Annotated in this window: 2 protein-coding genes; both read right to left on the bottom strand. The window is 71.2% G+C overall.

Annotation, left to right across the window (positions count from 1 at the left end; all coding sequences use genetic code 11):
• Window positions 1-1247 (bottom strand): cation:proton antiporter (locus JHN63_RS50805; protein ID WP_200691901.1); only part of this gene is annotated, 1247 nt, incomplete at its 3' end.
• Window positions 1248-1412: 165 nt separating this feature from the next.
• A partial coding sequence (locus JHN63_RS50800; RefSeq protein WP_234478940.1) for an undecaprenyl diphosphate synthase family protein occupies window positions 1413-2141 on the bottom strand: 729 nt, incomplete at its 5' end.

Here is a 2141-nt window from a genome sequence, read left to right as displayed (position 1 = left end):
GCCCCGGGGGCAGCGGCCGGAGCGGGGCGGGAGGGGCCGGTGTCCGTGGGGCGGCCGATGATCCAGCTCAGCAGCGGGCCCGCCATCGCGGTGGTCACCACCGCCATGACGACCATCAGCGAGTACAGGTCCCGGCCCAGGAAGCCCAGTTGCAGGCCCACGTTCAGGACGATGAGCTCGGTCAGGCCGCGGGTGTTCATCAGCGTCGCGAGCGCGGCCGACTGCCGCAGCGGCATCCGGTTGAGACGGGCCGCGGCGAACGCGCCGGTGAACTTGCCGCCGACCGCCACCAGCAGGATCAGCCCCAGCGCGCCCAGCGCACCCGCGTCCAGACCCGAGAGATCGACCTGGAGACCGGCGACCAGGAAGAACACCGGCAGCAGCAGCGTGCCACTCAGATGCCCCAGCCGCTCGTGCACCTCCGCGCGCAGCCGCTCGCTGCCGCCGCGCGGCAGGACCACACCGAAGAGGAACGCGCCGAAGATGTAGTGCAGCCCCACCCACTCGGTCGCCGCCGCCGACAGCAGCAGACCCACCAGGGCCGCCGCGAACACCGTCGGACTCAGCGTCAGCGCCGGACGACGGGCCACGAAACGGCGCAGCAGCGGCCGTACGACGAAGAGCATGCCCAGCAGATAGGGGACGGCCAGCAGGATGCGCCACTGGTCGGGGCCGGCCGAACCGCTCACCGCGATCACCGCGGCCAGCAGCGACCAGGCCAGGACGTCGTCGACGGAGGCACAGGCCAGCGCCACCACACCGAGCGGGGAGCGGGACATGCCCCGGTCCGTGAGGATGCGGGCCAGCACCGGGAACGCCGTGATGGACATGGCGATACCCATGAACAGCATGAACGCCGTCCTGTCACCGGTGCCGTAGTCGTCCATCAGATACAGCGCCAGCAGCATGCCCAGGCCGAACGGCAGCAGGACGGAACTGAGGGACACGGTGGCGGCGAGGCTCCCGCTGCCGCGGATCATCGCCCCGTCCCACTCCAGGCCGACCAGGAACATGAAGGCCGCGACACCGACCGCGGCCAGAGCCGCCAGCAGCGGCCGGATACCGGCCGGGAAGAGGGCGTCGGACAGCGCCCCGTGGAAGAGGGTCGGCCCCAGAGCGATGCCGGCGAGGACCTCACCGATCACCGCCGGCTGGTTCAGGCGCCGGGCCAGGATGCCCAGCACCCGCGCCAGGAACACGACGGCAGCGAGCCCGACGAGCAGGGACGAGGTCTGATGAGTGGTCATGACGGGGTATCTCCGTAGGTGGGATCCGGCCCGGGAGCAGAGGCAAGGGTCGTCCGCCGGCAGACCGCCCGCGGAGGCTGCGGCCCGGCCGGCGGGGGACAGCCGCAGAACCCGGCGGCCACTGTGTGCGGTCACCGGGTCCGGGCAGGGGCGGGGCGGGGGTGTTCAGTGCGGGTAGCCGCCGAAGCGGCGCTCCCTCCCCCGCAGGTCCGCGAGGGCGGCGTCGAAGTCGGCGCGGGTCATGTCGGGGAACAGGCACGGCGCGAAGTGCAGTTCGGCGTAGGGCGACATCAGCGGGAAGAAGGACGACATACGGGTCGCGCCGCCGGTGCGGATGAGGTGGTCGACCTGCCCGGGGACGTACGCGTGAGAGGCCAGGATCTCCTCGGTCAGCTCCGGGATCCTCCCGTTGAGCCGGTTGAAGATGCCGACGACCTCATGGGTGAGGGACATGCCCAGGATGTAGTGGAGCGTGAAGCCCGTGTCCCTGGCCGACTTCTCGCGCAGTTCCGCCAGTTCGGCCAGGTGCGGGGCCGACACCAGGTCGAGCGAGCCGGAGAAGTCGAAGGCACAGGTGTCGTGGACGCGGCGCACCACATCGGTGAACGCGTTCATGAACGTGGTCACCGCGGCCTGGGGACGGCTGTGGTTGGCGGCGGAGGAGGCCGTGATGTACAGGGTCGTGACCCCCTCCTCGCGGGCCCACTCCATGAACTCGACGATCTTGTCCCCCATCGCCGCGTAGCCGTCGTCGAGCGAGACACCGTGCGCCTGGGACCAGCGGCGCATTCCGTCCGGCAAAAGCATCAGGGTGGTCACCGGGAACTCCTTGTCGTTGCGGGTGGGAGCAGGTGCGGGGCAGTACGGGTGGCGGGTGCGGGCCCGTGCGGGCGG

This window comes from Streptomyces sp. MBT65, from assembly GCF_016612545.1.
Taxonomy (GTDB): Bacteria; Actinomycetota; Actinomycetes; order Streptomycetales; family Streptomycetaceae; genus Streptomyces.
The sequence above is the reverse complement of the archived record's forward strand: the minus strand, read 5'-3'. Positions and strand labels throughout refer to the sequence as shown.